This is a genomic window from Methylobacterium sp. CB376 (assembly GCF_029714205.1).
GTDB lineage: Bacteria > Pseudomonadota > Alphaproteobacteria > Rhizobiales > Beijerinckiaceae > Methylobacterium.
In genome coordinates, this window is record NZ_CP121648.1 from 7,432,646 (window position 1) to 7,450,149 (window position 17,504).

13 protein-coding genes are annotated in these 17,504 nt (G+C 71.8%); 5 read left to right on the top strand and 8 right to left on the bottom strand.

Going from position 1 to position 17,504, the window contains the following annotated elements:
* The first annotated feature begins 104 nt into the window (after window positions 1-104).
* The 3 genes from QA634_RS34235 (at window position 105) to QA634_RS34245 (ending at window position 4,729) form a co-directional block, all read left to right on the top strand.
* The gene (locus tag QA634_RS34235) at window positions 105-2,582 is read left to right on the top strand and encodes a TonB-dependent receptor (protein ID WP_012336398.1); all 2,478 of its coding nucleotides are present in this window, start codon (window positions 105-107) and stop codon (window positions 2,580-2,582) included.
* 81 nt (window positions 2,583-2,663) lie between these two features.
* Window positions 2,664-4,094, top strand: coding sequence for an ATP-binding protein (locus QA634_RS34240; protein ID WP_012336399.1), 1,431 nt, complete (start codon window positions 2,664-2,666; stop codon window positions 4,092-4,094).
* Window positions 4,091-4,729, top strand: a complete 639-nt coding sequence (locus QA634_RS34245; RefSeq protein WP_012336400.1) for a response regulator — start codon at window positions 4,091-4,093, stop codon at window positions 4,727-4,729. The genes QA634_RS34240 and QA634_RS34245 overlap by 4 nt, the downstream gene beginning before the upstream one ends.
* 62 nt (window positions 4,730-4,791) lie before the next feature.
* Here QA634_RS34245 and pyk read toward each other — a convergent pair whose 3' ends face one another.
* From pyk to QA634_RS34260, 3 genes are all read right to left on the bottom strand, one after another.
* Complete coding sequence (gene pyk / locus QA634_RS34250; RefSeq protein WP_012336401.1) at window positions 4,792-6,204, bottom strand: pyruvate kinase; 1,413 nt, start codon at window positions 6,202-6,204, stop codon at window positions 4,792-4,794.
* A gap of 180 nt (window positions 6,205-6,384) precedes the next feature.
* A complete protein-coding gene (locus tag QA634_RS34255; protein ID WP_012336402.1) occupies window positions 6,385-7,461 on the bottom strand; it encodes a tartrate dehydrogenase in 1,077 nt (358 codons plus the stop codon).
* Window positions 7,462-7,491: 30 nt separating this feature from the next.
* Window positions 7,492-8,790, bottom strand: a complete 1,299-nt coding sequence (locus tag QA634_RS34260) for an MFS transporter (protein WP_012336403.1) — start codon at window positions 8,788-8,790, stop codon at window positions 7,492-7,494.
* A gap of 178 nt (window positions 8,791-8,968) precedes the next feature.
* Between QA634_RS34260 and QA634_RS34265 the strand changes: the two genes are divergently transcribed.
* Window positions 8,969-9,673 (top strand): GntR family transcriptional regulator, encoded by a 705-nt coding sequence (locus QA634_RS34265; protein WP_012336404.1) that lies wholly within the window; start codon window positions 8,969-8,971, stop codon window positions 9,671-9,673.
* A 781-nt stretch (window positions 9,674-10,454) separates the two neighbouring features.
* Window positions 10,455-11,519 carry an acyltransferase family protein gene (locus QA634_RS34270; RefSeq protein WP_012336405.1) on the top strand — a complete coding sequence of 355 codons (1,065 nt, stop codon included), beginning with the start codon at window positions 10,455-10,457 and terminating at the stop codon, window positions 11,517-11,519.
* Window positions 11,520-11,768: 249 nt separating this feature from the next.
* Here QA634_RS34270 and QA634_RS34275 read toward each other — a convergent pair whose 3' ends face one another.
* The 5 genes from QA634_RS34275 to hisA form a co-directional block, all read right to left on the bottom strand.
* On the bottom strand, window positions 11,769-14,018 hold the full coding sequence (locus QA634_RS34275) for a putative bifunctional diguanylate cyclase/phosphodiesterase (protein ID WP_012336406.1): 2,250 nt from the start codon (window positions 14,016-14,018) through the stop codon (window positions 11,769-11,771).
* 329 nt (window positions 14,019-14,347) lie between these two features.
* Window positions 14,348-15,355, bottom strand: a complete 1,008-nt coding sequence (coaA, locus tag QA634_RS34280) for a type I pantothenate kinase (protein ID WP_012336407.1) — start codon at window positions 15,353-15,355, stop codon at window positions 14,348-14,350.
* Window positions 15,352-15,675 carry a phosphoribosyl-ATP diphosphatase gene (locus QA634_RS34285; protein WP_012336408.1) on the bottom strand — a complete coding sequence of 108 codons (324 nt, stop codon included), beginning with the start codon at window positions 15,673-15,675 and terminating at the stop codon, window positions 15,352-15,354. Before QA634_RS34285 ends, coaA begins: the two co-directional genes overlap by 4 nt.
* 204 nt (window positions 15,676-15,879) lie before the next feature.
* Complete coding sequence (gene hisF, locus QA634_RS34290) at window positions 15,880-16,656, bottom strand: imidazole glycerol phosphate synthase subunit HisF (protein ID WP_012336409.1); 777 nt, start codon at window positions 16,654-16,656, stop codon at window positions 15,880-15,882.
* A gap of 81 nt (window positions 16,657-16,737) precedes the next feature.
* Complete coding sequence (hisA, locus tag QA634_RS34295; protein WP_012336410.1) at window positions 16,738-17,499, bottom strand: 1-(5-phosphoribosyl)-5-[(5-phosphoribosylamino)methylideneamino]imidazole-4-carboxamide isomerase; 762 nt, start codon at window positions 17,497-17,499, stop codon at window positions 16,738-16,740.
* Window positions 17,500-17,504: the final 5 nt, after the last annotated feature.

Here is a 17,504-nt window from a genome sequence, read left to right on the forward strand (position 1 = left end):
AGCCGGCGTCAGTCGGGATTGCCGCGGAACGGCCAAGTTGGTTATCCCGACCCCGAGGCACCCCCGGCGATGCGCCGGGGAGAGACCGTGGGGCGGAGGGAACGATGGCGTGGCGTCGCGGGCTGCTGGTCACCACGATCCTGGTTCCGGCGGCCGCGCTCGGCGGTGCCGGGCGGGCGGCCGCCCAGGGTGACACGATCGCCCTCGAGCAGATCGACGTGGTCCCGGTCACCCCGGTCGCGGGCGCGGGCGGCCTGCGCCGCGCGGAGGGCGGCGCCCCCGTCGCCGCCGGCGGCGCCCTGCCGCTCGCCAAGGTCCCCTTCACGGTCGAGACCGTCTCGGCCCGCCAGATCGCGCAGGACCGCGCCACCCTCGATCCCACCTTCACGCTCGCCCGCACCACCCCGGGCGTCAGCCTCTCCGACGGCCAGGGCAACGGTTTCCGCCAGACCGTGACCTATCGCGGCTTCGATGCCTCGCCGGTCCAGGGTGCTCCCCAGGGCCTCGCCGTCTACCAGAACGGCACCCGCATCAACGAGGCCTTCGGCGACGTCGTCAACTGGGACCTGATCCCCTCCGTCGCCATCAACCGCATCGACATCGTCACCGGCAACCCGATCTTCGGCCTCAACGCGCTGGGCGGGGCGGTCAACGTCGAGATGAAGAACGGCTTCACCTGGCAGGGCCGCGAGGTCTCGGTGGCGGGCGGCTCGGACGGGCGCATCCTGGGCACCCTGCAGTACGGCGAGGTGGTCGGGCCGTGGAGCTTCTACTTCGCGGGCGAGGGGCTCAAGGACGACGGCTGGCGCTACAGGTCGCCCTCCGAGATCGGCCGGGTCTACGCCGATCTCGGCCACCGCAGCCTCGATTCCGAGTTCCACCTCATCGCCTCGGGCGCCAAGACCCGCTACGGGGCCGCCTCGGCGACCCCGGTCGACCTGAGCCACGCGGACGAGCGGGCGATCTTCACCAACCCGCAGATCACCGACACCGAGGTCGGGCAGATCCAGGTCACCGGGCGGGTCAGCCTGACGCCGGGCTGGGACCTGGCGGGCAACGCCTACCTGCGCCGCTTCAGCCAGCGCTACGTGGACGGCAACGACGGCAACTTCGAGAATTGCAGCACCCGCTCCAACTTCCGCGGCTTCCTCTGCTACCAGGACGACGGGTTCACCGCCGCGCCCGGCCAGACCCAGGCCCAGTTCCGCAACCAGTTCCTGCTGCTCGGCGCGGGCAACGCGCCGATCCCGTTCCGGGCGGGCATTCCCTACGCCACCCTCGACACGGTCAAGACCGAGGCGACCGGCTGGGGCGGCTCGCTCCAGGCCACCAACCGCGACCGCCTCCTCGATCACGGCAACACCTTCATCCTCGGCGGCAGCATCGACGTCGCCGATTACAGCTTCAAGTCCGCCAGCCTGCTCGGCCTCATCAACCCGGATCTGAGCGTCACCACCAACCCGCTCAACCCCACCTACGGGCTCGTCCCGGGCCTCGGTACCGGGCCCCTGCGCACCGCCGCCGCCCTCGGCATCGCTCCCAGCAGCGTGATCGGCTCCAACCTCTACATGGGCCTCTACGCCCTCGACACTTTCGACCTCACCGAGCAGCTCTCGCTCACCGCCGGCGCCCGCCTGAACTTCGCCCGCATCGCGACCCGGGACCTGACCGGCTTCTCGCCCGACGTCACCGGCACCCACTACTACACCCGCGTCAACCCGGTCGCCGGCCTGACCTACAGGGTCGCGCCCTGGCTCAGCCTCTACGGCGGCTACTCCGAGTCCAACCGCGCTCCGACCCCGCTCGAACTCGCCTGCGCCAACCCGAACCGGCCCTGCCTGCTGCCCAACTCGCTGGTCGCCGACCCGCCGCTCAAGCAGGTCGAGGCCCAGACCTACGAGGCGGGCCTGCGCGGCGCGGTGCCGGACTTCTACGAGGGCGGGCTGCTGAGCTACAAGCTCGGCCTGTTCCGCACCGACCTGACCCACGACATCCTGCAGGTGGCGGTGCCGGGCAACGCGGCCCGGGGCTACTACGTGAACGTGCCGGCGACCCGGCGCCAGGGTGTGGAGGTGGCGGCGGAGTACGCGGCGGAGCGGGTGAGCCTCTACGCCAACTACGCGCTGATCGACGCGACCTTCCAGTTCCAGGGCGAGTTGTCGTCGCCCAACAACCCCCTGGCGAGCGGGGACGGGCTGATCCGGGTGCGTCCGGGCAACAAGGTTCCGCTGGTGCCCGAGCACCAGATCAAGGCGGGGTTCGAGGTCGCGGTGACGCCGGAATGGCGGCTCGGGATGAACGTGGCGGCGTTCTCGTCGTCGTTTTTCCGGGGCGACGAGTCGAACCTGAACCGGAAGCTGGCGCCCTACGCGCTGGTGAACCTGACGACGAGCTATCAAGTGTCGCGGGAGGTGCAGCTGTTCGGTCTGGTGACGAACCTGACCAACACGCGGGTGGCGAATTTCGGGACGTTCATCGAGCCGAGCGCGGCCTTCGCGAACCGCTACGCGCTGACCGACCCGCGCAGCACGACCCTGCTGCAGCCGCTCTCGGTCTACGGCGGCATGCGCGTGACCTGGTGAGGGCGGCGCGCGTGGCCTGAGGCGGCCCGGCCGGGTCGGAGCGCCCCTGGCCGCGCCCCGCGCCGTACCGTATCATCCGGCATGCTCTCCGAGGCGACCCTTCCGCCGCAGCCCCGGCGCCTGCGCGTCCCGGCCCTGTGGTCCGGTCGGCCGATGCGCGCCCGACTGATGGGGGTGGTCGTCGTCATCAACCTCGTCGCGGCGGCGGTCTCGGGTGCGGTGATCATCCTCAAGGCGCGCACGGCGACGCAGGTCGAGACCGCCGCCTCGATCGCGGTGGTCGAGCCGCTCGTCGCCGAGACCCTGCAGATGATGCCCGACCTGCCCGTGGCGGGCGTGTTCCGGGTCCTGGCCGCCCGGTTCGAGACCCTGCGCCACGTGCGGGTGCGCCTCCTCGACGCCGGCGGCGCGGTGGTCGGGGACGGCCCGCCGCCGACGCCCGAGGGCCGGCGCAGGGCGCCGCGCTGGTTCGCGCGCCTGATCGCGCCGCCGGTCCTGCGCCACGCGGTGCCGCTCGTGGTGCGGGGGCAGCCGGTCGGCACCGCCCTCGTCACCACCGAGCCCTCGGACGAGATCGACGAGGTCTGGGGCTACGCGGTGGCGCTCGGCCTCACCGGCGCGGCGCTCAGCCTCGCCATGCTGGCGACCCTGTTCGTCGCTTTCGGGCGGCTGCTGCGACCGCTGGAGCGGGTCGCCGAGGGGCTCACCCGCCTGGAGCAGCGCGATTACAGCCCCCGCCTCGACCGCCCCGACACGCCGGAACTCGCCGTGATCGCCGCCCGCTTCAACCGGCTCGCCGAAGCGCTCGAGGGCGCCCGGGCGGCGAACCGCCGGCTCAACCGCGAATTGCTCACCGCGCAGGACGACGAGCGCCGGCGCACCGCCCTCGAACTGCACGACGAGTTCGGTCCCTGCCTGTTCGCCCTGGAGGCGAATTCCGCCTCGATCGCCCGGATCGCCGCGACCCTCGACGAGCCGGCCCGCGGCCGCCTGCAGCAGCGCACCGACGACATCGCCGGCATCGTCAAGCGGGTCCAGGTCATCAACCGGGCGCTGCTGAGCCGCCTGCGGCCGGCCGGGCTCGGGCAGGCGCCGCTGGAGGCCTGCCTCGACCTGTTGCTGCGCGACCTCGCGCGGCACAATCCCGGCATCCGCATCGAGGGCCGCTTTCCCGGCCTGCGCCGCAGCTACGGCGACCTCGTCGATCTCACGGTCTATCGCTGCGTCCAGGAGGGCGTCACCAACGCCCTGCGCCACGCGCGGGGCCGGCGCGTCACCGCCGCGGCCGACGAGGCGGACGGGATCCTGCGGGTCCGCGTGGCGGATGACGGGGTCGGCCTGCCCGCGGCGCCCGGGGCCGGGCGCGGCCTGCCGGGCATGCGCGAGCGCGTCGAGGCCCTGGGCGGCACGCTCGTTCTCGGCCCCGCCCCGGAGGGAGCCGGGACGCTCCTCCTCGCCGCGATCCCGGTCGAGCCGGAGACCTCGCCCGCGCCGGAGACGCTGCCCGCATGAGCGGCATCCTGGTCATCGACGACCACCCGATCGTGCTGCAGGGCTGCCGCCGGCTGCTGGAGGATGGCGGCGCGGAGGTGCGGGTCGCCGCCTGCCTCGCGCAGGGCTACCGCGCCGTCCTGCGCCACCGGCCCGCGGTGGCGCTGGTCGACCTCGCCTTCGCGGGCGCGCCGCTCGCCGGCCTCGCGCTCCTGCGGCGCGTGGCGGGGCGCCGCCTGCCCACCCGCTGCCTCGTCTTCAGCATGCACGCCGACCCGGCCGTGATCGCGCAGGCGCTGGAGAGCGGCGCCCTCGGCTACGTGCTCAAGGACGCGCCCGCCGCCGAACTGCTCCGGGCCGTCGACCGGGTCCGGGCCGGGCGGCCCTACCTCGACCCCTCCCTGGCCGCCGAGGTGGCGTTGCTGCGCCGGGATCCCGCCCGCAGCCCTCTGCAGCAGCTCAGCCCGCGCGAGCGGCGCATCCTCGCCCTGCTCGCCGAGGGGCGCACCCGCGCGGCGATCGCCGCCGACCTGTCGGTGAGCTACAAGACGGTGACCAATGCCTGCGCGGCCCTGCGCCGGCGCTTCGACCTCGGGTCGCACACCGAACTCACGCACCTCGCGGTCCGGCACGCCCGCGACCTCGGCGAGGTCTGAACGCGACCGGCCCGGCGCGCGCCTTCGGCGCTTCCGACCGGGCCGCCCGATCGGAAGGCGCGTCAGAGTTGGATGACGCGGATGTTGTTGGTGTTGCCCGCCGTGTGGAAGGGAATGCCGGCCGTCGCGACGATGAGGTCGGCGCGCCGGGCGAAGTCTTCCTGCTCGGCGGCGCGCGCGGCCTTGGACGTCATCTCCTCGTAGGAATCCACGTCCTCCGTGTGGACGCTGTGCGCGCCCCACATCAGGCAGAGCCGCCGCGCCGTCGCGAGGTTCGGGGTCAGCGCCAGGATCGGCACGGCCGGCCGCTTGCGGGCGACGCGCGCCGCGGTCGTCCCGCTCGTCGTGTAGGTCACGATCACCCGGGCGTGGACCGCCTCGGCGAGCGTGGCCGTGGCGGTCGCGACCGCGTGGGGCGGCGTCTCCTCCTCGCCCGGATCCGAGGCGGCGACGATCGAGCGGTAGAGCTTGTGCCCTTCCACGCTCCGGATGATGCGGTCCATCATCCCGACCGCCTCGACCGGGTACCGGCCCGTGGCCGACTCGGCCGAGAGCATGACCGCATCCGCGCCGTCGTAGATGGCGGTCGCCACGTCCGACGCCTCCGCCCGGGTCGGAGCGGGGGCGGCCACCATCGAGTCGAGCATCTGGGTCGCCACGACGACGGGCTTGACCGCGAGCCGGCAGGCCCGGATCAGCTCCTTCTGGCGCCCGGGCACGTCCTCGTGCGGGATCTCGACGCCCAGGTCGCCGCGGGCGACCATCACGGCGTCCGACAGCCGGATGATGTCCTCGATCCGCTCCAGCGCCTGCGGCTTCTCGATCTTCGCCATGATGCCGGCGCGGTCCCCGATCAGGGCGCGCGCCTCCACCACGTCCGAGGGCTTCTGCACGAAGGACAAAGCCACCCAATCGACGCCGAGGTCGAGCCCGAAGGCGAGGTCCGCCCGGTCCTTCTCGGTGAGCGGGGAGAGGTCGAGCAGGGTGCCCGGCAGGTTCACGCCCTTGCGGTTGGAGATCGCTCCGCCGGTGATCACCTCCGCGGTGAGCGTGTCGGACCCGAGGCCGACGACGCGCACCCGCACCCGGCCGTCGTCGATGAGCAGGTCCTGGCCCGGCGCGGCCGCGGCGAAGATCTCCGGGTGGCGCAGCGGGATGGCCTGCTTGTCGCCCTCGCCGCCCTCCAGCACGAAGCGCACGGTCTCACCCGCCGCGAGGTCGAGCCGGCCGTCCCTGACCGTGCCGATCCGGATCTTGGGTCCCTGCAGGTCCTGCAGGATGCCGATCGGGCGGCCGACCTCCCGCTCCAGGGCGCGGATCGCGGCGTGGACCTTGGCGTGGTCCTCCTGCAGGCCGTGGCTGAAGTTGAGGCGGAACGTGTCGACGCCCGCGAGGAACAGTGCCTTCAGCCGGTCCGGGGCGGAACTCGCGGGGCCGACGGTGGCGACGATCTTGGCACGGCGGTGACGGCGCATGGGCTCTCGGCCCTGTGCGGGCCGCCTCTGCTGGGGCTTGGGACGATCAGGACGGCGCGGACATCGCTCAGGTTGGTCGGGGTCGGGGCGTCGGGACCGTCCGGTCGCCGGCGCGCGCGGATCCGCGGCGGCCGCGAACGGCCGCCCCGGGAGATCCCCGGGCGCGGCCGCGAGCTCACCTCACTCGTTGTCGCCCTGGACGGCGGCGATCACGGCGTCGGTGACCTGGCGCGTGGTGGCCTTGCCGCCGAGGTCGGGCGTGTGCAGGTTCGGATCCGCGGTCACGCGCTCCACCGCCCGCATCAGGCGCGCCGCCGCGGCCGGCTCGCCCAGGTGCTCCAGCATCTGCACGGCGGTCCAGAAGGTCGCGATCGGGTTGGCGATGCCCTTGCCGGTGATGTCGAAGGCCGAGCCGTGGATCGGCTCGAACATCGACGGGAACTTGCGCTCCGGGTTGATGTTCGCGGTCGGCGCGATGCCGAGCGAGCCGGCGAGCGCGGCGGCGAGGTCCGACAGGATGTCGGCGTGCAGGTTCGTCGCCACGATCGTGTCGAGGGTGGCCGGCTTCATCACCATGCGCATGGTCATAGCGTCGACCAGCATCTTGTCCCAGGTCACGTCCGGGAAGTCCTTGGCCACCTCGGCGGCGATCTCGTCCCACATCACCATGGCGTGGCGCTGCGCGTTCGACTTCGTCACCACGGTGAGGAGCTTGCGCGGACGGCTCTGCGCCAGCCTGAAGGCGAAGCGGATGATGCGGTCGACGCCCGCGCGCGTCATCATCGAGACGTCGGTGGCGACCTCCTCCGGGTGGCCCTGGTGCACGCGCCCGCCGACGCCCGCGTACTCGCCCTCGGAATTCTCGCGCACGATCACCCAGTCGAGCTCCGGGCCGCTCACGTGGCGCAGCGGGCTGGTGATGCCCGGCAGGATGCGGGTCGGGCGCACGTTGGCGTACTGGTCGAAGGGCTGGCAGATCGCGAGCCGCAGGCCCCACAGGGTGATGTGGTCGGGCACGTCCGGCGCGCCCACCGCCCCGAAGAAGATCGCGTCGTGGTTCCTGATCTGCTCGCGGCCGTCCGCGGGCATCATCACGCCGTGCTTCTTGTAGTAGTCCGAACCCCAGTCGAAGTGGTCGAACCTGAACTCGAAGCTGCCGGACTTCTCGGCCAGCGCCTCCAGCACCTCGATGCCGGCGGCGATGACCTCGACGCCGATGCCGTCGGCGGGGATGGCGGCGATGGTGTAGGTCTTCATGACGGGTCTCCGTGAGTGCGAGGGAAGGTTTCAGCGCGCGACGGCGCCCGCGGGCGCGGAGCGCCGCCCCGCGCGGGCGACGACGAGGGTGAGGATCGCGGAGAGGACGAGGAGCGCGGCCACGAAGATCAGGCCGCCGGTGAAGCTGCCCGTCCGGTCCTTGATCCAGCCGATCACCCAGGGACCCGCGAAGCCGCCGAGGTTGCCGATCGAGTTGATCGTGGCGATGCCCACCGCCGCGGCCGAGCCGGACAGGAACATCGTCGGCATCGCCCAGAGCGGCGGCTTGGCCGCGCTGATGCCGATATTGACCAGGCTGAGGGCGGCGACCACCGCCGCGACCGAGGAGGCGCCGCCGGCGAGCATCAGGCCCGCGGCCGCGACCAGGCAGGCGATGACCACGTGCCAGGTGCGCTCGCGCGTCCTGTCGGAATGGCGCGCCCACAGGATCATCGCCGCCACCGCGACCGTCGGCGGCACGGCGTTGAGCAGGCCGACCGTCATCGTGGACAGGCCGAAGCTCTTGATGATCTGCGGCGCCCAGATGCCGAGCGTGTAGAGGCCGGCCGAAGTGCCGAAATAGACGAGCGCCAGCGCCAGCACGCGCGGATCGGCGAGGCCGCTCGCGAGGCCGTGCTTGGCGGTCGGCCCCTTGCGCGCGTGTTCCTCGTTCATCTCGGCCACCAGCCACGCCCGCTGCTCCTCGGCGAGCCACGTCGCCTTCTCGGGCCGGTCCGTCAGGTAGAACAGCACCGCGATGCCGAGCAGCACGGCCGGGATCGCCTCCAGGACGAACATCCACTGCCAGCCATGGAGGCCCATGATCCCCTCCATCTCGAGCAGCGCGCTGGAGATCGGCGAGCCCAGGACCACCGAGAGCGGGGCCGCGGCCATGAACAGCGAGACGACCCCCGCCCGGTAGCGCGCCGGGAACCAGTAGCTCAGGTAGAGGATGATGCCGGGAAAGAAGCCCGCCTCCGCAACCCCGAGCAGGAACCGCAGGACGTAGAAGCTCCACTCACCCTTGATGAAGGCGAAAGCCGCGGAGGTGATGCCCCAGGTGATCATCACGCGGGCGATCCACAGCCGCGCGCCGACCCGCTCGAGGATGATGTTCGAGGGCACCTCGAACAGGAAGTATCCGAGGAAGAACACGCCGGCCCCGAAGCCGAAAACGGCCGACGAGAAGCCAAGGTCCTTGTTCATCGTCAGCGCGGCGAAGCCGATGTTCACGCGGTCGATGAAGGCGATGAAGTAGAGAAGGCAAATGAATGGGACCAGGCGCCACGCGACCTTGCGCATGGTGGCCTGCTCGAGCGAGGCGTCCATCGTTTCCTCCGTGAGGGCGCCTGCACCGCGCGCCAGCTTTCGTGCCAGCTTCCATGCAAGCTCGCATGGCGTATGGCAGCGCGGGGAAGGGGCGTCAACCCTTCCGTTGCAACTTGCATGGAAGCTGGGAAACTTGCGCGGAAGCTGGTAAGTCGGCGGGGCGTGACGGGAGGGCGGGATGGCGCGGTCGAGGGCGGCACGGGACGCGGAGGGCGAGAAGCGTCCCTCGCTCGTCGATGATGCGTACGCGGCCATGAAGCGGGCGATCCGGAATTCCGAATTCGCCCCCGGCTACCAAGCCTCCGAGCAGGAGATCGCGCTGCGGCTCGGCATGAGCCGGACCCCGGTGCACGAGGCCGCGATCCGCCTCCAGGAGGACGGGCTGGTGCGGGTGCTGCCGCGCCGCGGCATCCTGATCTGCGCCGTCGCGCCGGAGGACATGCGCGAGATCTACGACGTGATCATCGCCCTCGAAGGCCAGGCGGCCGAGCTGGTGGCCCGCCTGCCGGAGGCCGAGCGGATGCGCGCCGCGGGCGAACTCGCGGCCCACACGGACGCGATGGCGGCGGCGCAAGCCTGCGGCGATCTCCCGGCCTGGGGCGCCGCGGACGAGGGCTTCCACCGGACGCTCGTCGAGCGGGCCGGCAACGGGCGCCTGATCCGGATCATGCAGACCGTCAACGACCAGTCCCATCGCGCGCGGATGCTGACGCTCCGGCTCCGGCAGGAGCTCGACGCCTCCGTGGCCGAGCACCGCTCCATCATCGCGGCCATTCGCGCGGCGGACGCGGCCGGCGCGCACCGGCACGCCCGCGCGCACCGCATCCGCGCGCGCGACAACCTGCTTCCGCTGCTGGAGGATTTCGGGTTGCGGCACCTCTAGGGCGGCACCCGATCGCGTTGCAATCGGGTGCCGCCCTAGATCTTTGATCCTGCCGCATTGTCCGCGACGAACCGGCATCCCCTTCGTCGGAAAATGCTCTAGCGCATGTCCCGCCGAAGGGGATGCCGGTTCAGCGTAGAAGCTGGGCTGAGATCAGAGACCTGGAGCAGGCTTCGGGCTCCGATCTGAGCGAAGTCCGCTCTCGCGGCGCTGCACTTGGTTGCTCTCGTCCGCCCGATGCTCGACCAAGTGGCTCACCGTTCCGGTCCAGGCGACGAGACCAGCGGCGCGATGGGCGCAGGCCGATCGGTCGCAGCGCGTCGCGGCGCGCCGCCGGTCCCGAGGCGGCCGGTCGCCTTGACCCTGTGACGGGCTGCTGAGGGTGGGAAGCGCATGCCCAGGGTCACTGCGGCCGACACCCGGTCCGGGTTCAGCGCGATCTCTGGCGATCGCCGCGATCCCGATGTCAGCCGCCGTGGTGACCGTGGAGGCGAGTGACCGTTGCTCACGCGGGTCGGCCATCTCGGGACCTCCGACGCCATCGGGAAGCGAGGCAGCTCGCTTCGTGCACCCTTCGCGCCGTGACGCGGGATCTTCGAAGGGCAGTGCGGGGCAGTGGACGACGGCGTGCCCGCGTCTCGTGGAAGCCGCCGGCGCCCGTCGCGCCCTCAAGCCAAGTGCCGGCCCACTTCCCGCTTGACGGATCTGTGCAGCGGCATCAAGTCGGTCTTTGCTGACAAACTCGGCCTTTAGAAAAAAATCAACTGCGTGGGGGGTGTTCATGCCGAAAGAAATTATTGGCATTCAGTACCTTAGAGGAATGTCCGCTTTATCGGTCGTATTTTTTCATATCGAACTTCAATTAGCTCATATCTACGAGGGATATAAAGCGCTGGAGAGCTTGCAGGCCGGCGTTGACGTCTTCTTCGTGATCAGCGGATTTGTGATGTATCACTCAACAAATGGCGGCTCGGCGCTGACCGGGCGCGAGTTCTTCGTTCGTAGAATAATTAGAATTGTTCCGCTGTACTGGCTTGCAACTTTGTCGATGGTATCGATAATCGTATTTGTCCCGCATCTCGGACAATCAGTGAAATCGTCGTTTGTGAATCTTGATCATCTTCTCGCATCTCTGTTTTTCTTTCCGGTGACAAGCCCTGTCGCGCCGAATTTATTCCTTCCTCTCTTGCCAACGGGTTGGACACTCAACTACGAAATGTTTTTCTACTCCTTATTCGCGGTCGCGATTGCTTGCGGTGCTCGGCGGCAGGGCCGCGTGGTGACGATCGTTGTCGCGGCACTTGGGGCACTGGCGCTGGTGGGTATCCTGAACGATGCGCCGGGGCCGCTGGGGTTCTATACGGACCCGATCGTCCTCGAGTTCTGCTTCGGAATGATCGCCGCGTCGGTCTGGCGGCGCTGGACGATTCGGAGCCAGCCCGTCGCGTGCGCGGTGTTCGTTCTGGCGTGCGCGCTCATCATCTCCCTGCCCATCGTGGATCCGGCCTACCGCGTCCTGCGCTTTGGCCTCGTCGCCGCAGCCCTGGTATTCGCTGCCGCATGCATCTCTTGGAGGTCGTTCAATTTTCTCAAACTCATGGGCGACGTGTCCTATACAATGTATCTCTCCCACATGTTCGTTCTTGCAGCAGTCGTGCAGGTGTGGCGGAGGTTAGGTCCTCAGGTCGGATCCGGGCACATCCCGATCCTGTACACCGTCGCCGTGCTCACGGTGATTTGCGGCAGCATTGTCGTCTGGCGCCTCATCGAGAAGCCTATCGACGCGGCGCTCAAATCCGCACTGCAGCGAAACTGGGCGTCGACGCCCGACGCCGCGATGAGCTGATGTCCGCTCCAGGGGAGAGCCTGGCCGATCAGACGCTGTCCGGACGATCACGTCCGGACAGCGTCTGATCCGGGATCCGCTTGATCGAAGCGGATCCCGGATCCCAAGCCTGCGCGGCGCCTGAGCGACGCCGACATCCGCATGGCCGAAATGGGAGATGGCGAAGCCATCAACCGGATGGCGGATGACAAGCCGGCCCCTCGCCGCGCGACGGGCCACCGGCGACGAGGCGCCGGGACCCCCGGCGGCTCACGCGACCCGGTGGCTGCGCGTGTCCGGGGCGAGCCACGCCTCCGCGGCCTCGGGCGCCAGCGGCGCGGCGAAGCGCGGCCCCTGCCCGACCGGGCAGCCGAGGGCGAGCAGGCCCTCGTGCTGGGCCTCGGTCTCGATGCCGTCCGCGATGACCTCGATCGCGAGGCCGGCGCAGAAGCGCAGGATCGCGTCGAGCACGGCCCGGTCGAGGGGCGAGGCCAGGAAGCGGCCCACCAGCGCGCGGTCGAGCTTCACCGCGTCGACCGGGTCGCTGCGCAGGCGGCCGAGCACGCCCGCGATGCTCGCCGAGGCGTCGAGGACGATGCGGACGCGCCGCGCGCGCAGCTGCGCCAGGGCGGCCCGCATCGGCCCGGGATCGGGCTGGACGAACAGGGCCTCGGTCACCTCGACCTCGATCATCTCCGGGGCGAGGCCGTGGCGCTGGATGCGCGCCGCGAGATCCTCCGCGAAGCCCGGCTCGCGCAGCTGCGGCGCGCAGGCCCGCAGCGCCAAGCGCCGGCCGGCGAGGCGCGCCGCCGTCCAGTGCCCGGCCTGCCGGAGGCTGCGCTCCATGATCCAGGCGGCGATCCGGGCCGTCACGGCGGGCTCCGAGGCCGCGGCCGCGAGGGGATCCTGCCCGCTCGGTCCCGCGAGCCTGGGGACGGCCTCGAAGCCGACGAGGCCGCCATCCGCGAGGCGCAGCCGCGGCTGGAAGCGGATCTCGATCCGCTCCGCGCCGAGGGCGGCGGCGGCCTCCGCGGCGGCGGCGGCCTGCTTCTCGCCCGAGCTGCGCAGGTCGGGGGTGAAGCACCGGAAGGTGTTCTTGCCCGCGGCCTTGGCGGCGTAGAGGGCGAGGTCGGCGCGGATGAACAGGTCGGCGCTGCCGCAGCCATCCGCGAGCGCGATCCCGACCGAGGCGCCGAGCTGGAACACCTGCCCGCCCGGCGCCATCGGCGCGGCGAGCGCCCGCAGCACCCGCGCGGCGACCCGCTCGGCCGCCGCCGGCCCGCCCGAGGGGCCGATCAGGATGGCGAACTCGTCGCCGCCGATCCGCGCCACGAGGTCGGCCTCGCGGCAGAGGGCGCGCAGCCGCGCCGCGACCTCGACCAGGCAGGCATCCCCGGCCGCGTGGCCGAACGTGTCGTTGACCGGCTTGAACCCGTCGAGATCGACGAGCAGCAGGGCGCCGGGCCCCCGCTCCCGCGCCTGCGGCCCGTCCAGGGCCGAGAGCCGCGCCTGGAACACGCTGCGATTGGCGAGCCCGGTCAGCACGTCGGTCTCGGCGAGGAAGCGCGTCCGCTCCCAGAGCGTGTGCTCGGCCGTGATGTCCTGCTTGGTCCCGAAGAGGCGCAGCGGCCGGACGCCGTCGCACTCGACATTGCCGGTAAGGCGCATCCAGCGTCGGTTGCCGCGGGCGGTCACGATCTCGGCGTCGAGCACGAAGGTGCCGCGCTCGCGGATCGCCCGCGCCCGCGCGGCTTCCATGGCGGCGAAGGAGTCCGGGGCGTAGAGCCGGGCGATCTCCTCCCGGAGGATCGGGCTGCCGCGCGGCAACTCGAACAGGTCGTAGACCGTGTCGGTCCAGGACAAAGCCCCGGTGGCGAGGTCGCAGGACCAGACGCCGATCTTGGCGGAGTGACAGGCGCGGTCGAACAGGCTCTGCCGCTCCGCCATCTCGGCGCCGAGCCGGCGCAGCGCCGCCGCAGCGGCATCGCGCTCGCGCGCGGCGCGGCGGGCCTCGGCGTGCCGCGCGAGCACCCCTTCGGCGAGGGCCGCCAGGGCCCGGAGCTGGTCGCCCTCGGCCGGGCTCAGCCGGCGCGGCCGGCGCCCGAGCAGGGCCAGCACGGCCGGGCCCTCCGGCCCGGCGACCGGGCTGCCGGCATAGAAGCGCCAGCCCGCCGCCCGGCGGGCCTCCTCCGCGGGCGCCGCCGCGCGCAGGTCCGGCACGACGAGGAGGTCGCCTGCCCGCGCGACCCACCCGGCGAGCGCCTCCGCGAGCGCGCCCGCCTCGCCCGGCTCGCATTCCGCCGCGGGATCGCGTCCCGCCGCGGGGGCGATCCCCGCGGGATCGCATCCCGCCGCGACCACGGGCGGCGCCGCGGGCCGGGTCAGGATCGCGACCGGGACGCGCAGGCTGGTGCGCGCGAGCGTCGCCAGCCGTCCGAGATCGGCGACGAGGCGGTCCTCGCCCGTGTCACCACCGGCCACCCGCGGGTCGTCCTCGTCGCGGATGGGGGGCTGCTGCATGGGTCGGGCGCGGCTCCGGCGATGACGTCACCCGCTCACCTACGGGCCATTCGGTTAACGAGCGGTTACGGGCCGCTCATGCCCCAGTGGAGCGGCGGGCCGATACCGCACTTCAGCGCGAGGGACTAGGCCAGGACGCTAGGTTATGGGTCGTCCGGTGCTTGCAAGCGATGATCGAAACGGCGTGAGCGCTGCAACCGGGTGCCAGGCCGGCGAACGGATCGCGGCGCGGCCTGCCGCCTCGAGCGGACCTGCGTCGCGCGATGCTGCCCGGATCCCTGCTCCCGCGTGGTTCCTGCCGCCGAGCGGGTCCCTTCGGCGAAGGATGCTCAGAGCCGCCGCAGGGCCACGCTCTCGATGCGGTGGCTCGCGCCCTTGGCGAGGATCAGGCTCGCCCGCTGGCGGGTCGGCACGATGTTGTCGCGCAGGTTCGGCAGATTGATGCGCGACCACAGCCCGTCCGCGATGGCGATCGCCTCCTCCTCGCTCACCTCGGCGTATTTGCGGAAGTAGGAGAGCGGGTCGCGGAAGGCGGTGTGGCGCAGGCGCAGGAAGCGGTTGACGTACCAGCGGTGCAGGTCGTCCTCGTGCGCGTCCAGGTAGACCGAGAAGTCGAAATAGTCCGACACGAAGGGGATCGCGGTGCCGTCGCGCGGCAGCCGCGCCGGCTGCAGCACGTTGAGCCCCTCGACGATCAGGATGTCCGGCCGGTCCACCACCGTGCTCTCGCCCGGCACCACGTCGTAGACGAGGTGGGAGTAGAGCGGCGCCGCCACGTGGCGCTTGCCGGCCTTGATGTCGGCGAGGAAGCGCAGCAGCGTCGGCGTGTCGTAGCTCTCCGGGAACCCCTTGCGCTCCATCAGGCCGAGCCGGGCGAGTTCCGCGTTCGGGAGCAGGAACCCGTCCGTGGTGACGAGGTCGACCTTCGGGGTGTTCGGCCAGCGCGCCAGCAGCGCCTTCAGCACCCGGGCCGTGGTCGACTTGCCGACCGCCACCGAGCCGGCGACGCCGATGATGTAGGGCACCTTCACCTCGCGCTCGGCGAGGAGGAAGCGCTGCGTCGCCTTGAACAGCCCCTGCGTCGCCGCGACGTAGAGGGAGAGCAGCCGCGAGAGCGGCAGGTAGATGGCGATCACCTCCTCGAGGGAGATGGGATCGTTGAGGGATTGCAGCCGCAGCACCTCCTCGGCCGTGAGGGTCAGCGGCGTGTCGGCGCGCAGCCGCGCCCACTCGTCCCGCGAGAAGACCCGGTAGGGCGAGAGGTGGTCGGTGGCCTCGTCGAGGCGCGCGGCGAGCTGCGCCTGCGGGGCGCTCGGGGCCGCCGCCCGCTCGTTCACGGCCGCCCCCGCGACGCCTTCTCGGCGAGCCCGCCCTGGGCCGTGCGCCGCTCCAGCTCCGCCATCACGTCCTCCAGCGCGACGCCGCTCCCGACGAGCACCACCAGCAGATGATAGAGCACGTCGGCGGCTTCCGACACGAGTCCGGCGCGGTCCCCCTGCACGGCCGCGATCGCGGCCTCGACTGCCTCCTCGCCGAGCTTTTTGGCCGGTTTCGCCGGCCCGGCCGCGACGAGCTTGGCCGTGTAGGACTGGTCCGGAGAGGCCGCGGCGCGGCTGCGGACGATCCTGTCGAGGTCGGCGAGGCTGAAGGCGGTCATCGGGTCCGTCGCGTCGGGGCCCGGCCGGAACCGGCCAGGCGATTGAGCCTTGTGTCCTGGCTGATCGCTGGTCAAGCGCGGCCGCTCGAAATCCCCCTCACCGCGCTCCCGCCCCGGCCTCGTGCGCCGCGATCCTCGCCGGCCCGGCGCCGGGGACGATGCCGGACCGAGACCCTCGGCGGCATTGCCCCGCGCATCTCCGCCTTAAGGGTCGAGCCGCATCGCCAGCCCCGCCGCCGCCATGTGGGCCTTGGCCTGCGCCACCGTCGCCTCGCCGAAATGGAAGATCGAGGCCGCCAGCACCGCGCTGGCATGGCCCTCCGCCACCCCGGCCACGAGGTCGTCGAGCCCGCCGACGCCCCCCGAGGCGATCACCGGCACGCTCACCGCGTCGGCGATGGCCCGGGTCAGGCCGAGATCGTAGCCGGAGCGCATCCCGTCCCGGTCCATCGAGGTGACGAGGAGCTCCCCCGCGCCCCGCGCCGTCACGGTGCGGGCGAAGGTGATCGCGTCGAGGCCGGTGGCGCGCCGCCCGCCATGCGTGAAGATCTCCCAGCGCGGCGCCTCGCCGGGGCCGGAGACGCGCTTGGCGTCGATCGCCACCACGATGCACTGGTTGCCGAACTTCTCCGCCGCCTCCGCCACGAAGTCGGGGTTGTTCACCGCCGCGGTGTTGATCGAGACCTTGTCGGCGCCCGCGAGCAGCAGCGCGCGGATGTCCTCCACGCTGCGCACCCCGCCCCCGACCGTGAGCGGCATGAAGCAGGCCTCCGCCGTGCGCTGCACGACGTCGAGGAGGATGCCGCGCGCCTCGTGGCTCGCCGTGATGTCGAGGAAGCAGAGCTCGTCGGCGCCCGCCGCGTCGTAGGCCTTGGCGGCCTCGACCGGGTCGCCGGCGTCGCGCAGCGCGAGGAACTGGACGCCCTTGACGACGCGGCCGTCCTTGACGTCGAGGCAGGGGATGACGCGGGTCTTGAGCACGCTCTCGTCACTCGATCCAGGGGAGGCGGCGTCCCGCGATCCCGCGTGAGGAGGGGCCCGGCGGCCCCCCGTTCAAGGCTATCACGCCCCGGCCCCGCGCGCCTGCTCGGCCCGCCGGATGGCGGCGAGCGCCTCGCGCGGGTCGATGCGGCCGTCGTAGAGGGCCCGCCCGGTGATCGCGCCGGCGAGCAGGGCGCAATCGGGCTCCAGCAGCCGGTGGATGTCGGCGATCGAGGCGAGCCCGCCCGAGGCGATGACCGGGATGCTCACGGCCTGCGCGAGCGCCAGCGTCATCGGGATGTTGAGCCCCTTGAGCACCCCGTCGCGCGCGATGTCCGTGTAGATGATGGCGGCGACGCCCGCATCCTCGAAGCGGCGGCCGAGCTCGTCGGCGGTGACCGTCGAGGTCTTGGCCCAGCCCTCGACTGCGACCTTGCCGTCCTTCGCGTCGATGCCGACCGCGATCTTCCCCGGGAAGCGGCGCGCCGCCTCGCGCACGAAGGCCGGGTCGCGCACCGCCGCGGTGCCGATGATGACGCGGCTCACGCCCTTGCCGAGCCAGCCCTCGACCGTGCGCATCTCCCGGATGCCGCCGCCGAGCTGGACCGGGATCGCGACCGCCGCCAGGATGGCGTCCACCGCCGCGGCGTTCATCGGCGCGCCCGCGAAGGCCCCGTCGAGATCGACCACGTGCAGCCAGGAGAAGCCCTGGGCCGCGAAGGTCGCTGCCTGCGCGGCCGGATCGTCGCTGAACACGATCGCCTGGGCCATGTCGCCCTGCACGAGGCGGACGCAGCGCCCCTCCTTGAGATCGATGGCCGGAAACAGGATCACGTGCGTCACCGCGG

Coding starts and splice junctions, on each gene's coding strand:
- QA634_RS34255 (WP_012336402.1), bottom strand. CDS start 7,461: ATGAAGACCTACACCATCGCCGCCATCCCCGCCGACGGCATCGGCGTC.
- QA634_RS34245 (WP_012336400.1), top strand. CDS start 4,091: ATGAGCGGCATCCTGGTCATCGACGACCACCCGATCGTGCTGCAGGGC.
- QA634_RS34285 (WP_012336408.1), bottom strand. CDS start 15,675: ATGACCGCCTTCAGCCTCGCCGACCTCGACAGGATCGTCCGCAGCCGC.
- QA634_RS34265 (WP_012336404.1), top strand. CDS start 8,969: ATGGCGCGGTCGAGGGCGGCACGGGACGCGGAGGGCGAGAAGCGTCCC.
- QA634_RS34260 (WP_012336403.1), bottom strand. CDS start 8,790: ATGGACGCCTCGCTCGAGCAGGCCACCATGCGCAAGGTCGCGTGGCGC.
- QA634_RS34275 (WP_012336406.1), bottom strand. CDS start 14,018: ATGCAGCAGCCCCCCATCCGCGACGAGGACGACCCGCGGGTGGCCGGT.
- QA634_RS34270 (WP_012336405.1), top strand. CDS start 10,455: ATGCCGAAAGAAATTATTGGCATTCAGTACCTTAGAGGAATGTCCGCT.
- QA634_RS34235 (WP_012336398.1), top strand. CDS start 105: ATGGCGTGGCGTCGCGGGCTGCTGGTCACCACGATCCTGGTTCCGGCG.
- pyk (WP_012336401.1), bottom strand. CDS start 6,204: ATGCGCCGTCACCGCCGTGCCAAGATCGTCGCCACCGTCGGCCCCGCG.
- QA634_RS34240 (WP_012336399.1), top strand. CDS start 2,664: ATGCTCTCCGAGGCGACCCTTCCGCCGCAGCCCCGGCGCCTGCGCGTC.